This window comes from Vibrio sp. 10N.222.55.C6 (genome assembly GCF_041473395.1).
In the GTDB taxonomy this organism is placed as follows: Bacteria; Pseudomonadota; Gammaproteobacteria; order Enterobacterales; family Vibrionaceae; genus Vibrio; species Vibrio crassostreae_C.
Genome location: NZ_JBFRSD010001115.1, coordinates 1 through 524 on the forward strand (window position 1 = coordinate 1; position 524 = coordinate 524).

The 524-nt window shown below is 50.0% G+C and carries 1 protein-coding gene; it reads left to right on the forward strand.

Annotated elements, in window-relative coordinates; genetic code table 11:
* A partial coding sequence (locus tag AB4486_RS27790; RefSeq protein ID WP_372120032.1) for a YjbH domain-containing protein occupies positions 1-524 on the forward strand: 524 nt, incomplete at both ends.

Genomic DNA, 524 nt, shown 5'->3' on the forward strand with positions numbered 1-524 from the left:
CGACAAGTTTAACTATACCGTCCCATCAGACGGCACTGACCAAACGCCAAGAGTAAGAACCTTATTCCGCTCTTACGTTGACGATCCGGTTCGCTTAGATCGCTTACAACTGACGTGGTTTGAAGACTATGGCAGCGGTATCTACACCCAAGCTTACGGCGGTTACCTAGAGAGCATGTTCGCGGGTGTGGGTGGCGAAATCCTGTATCGTCCATTCAACCAAAACTGGGCGATTGGCGCAGACATGACAGCAATAAGCCAGCGCGATCCAGAAAGCTGGTTTGGCACGTTTGATGAAGAGATCCAAGTCAACCCAGATGACAGCAGCCGAACGTACAAAGTGATCGATAAAGGCACTACTGGCTTTATCACTGGTTATTACACCCCACAATGGGATTTCTTGAGCGATACCTTACTCAAAGTGGGGGTCGGTAAATTTCTTGCGGGTGATGTCGGGACTCGTGTCGACTTCTCTAAGCAGTTCAAGAGCGGCGTGATTGCTGGTGCGTTTGTCAGCTTAACCG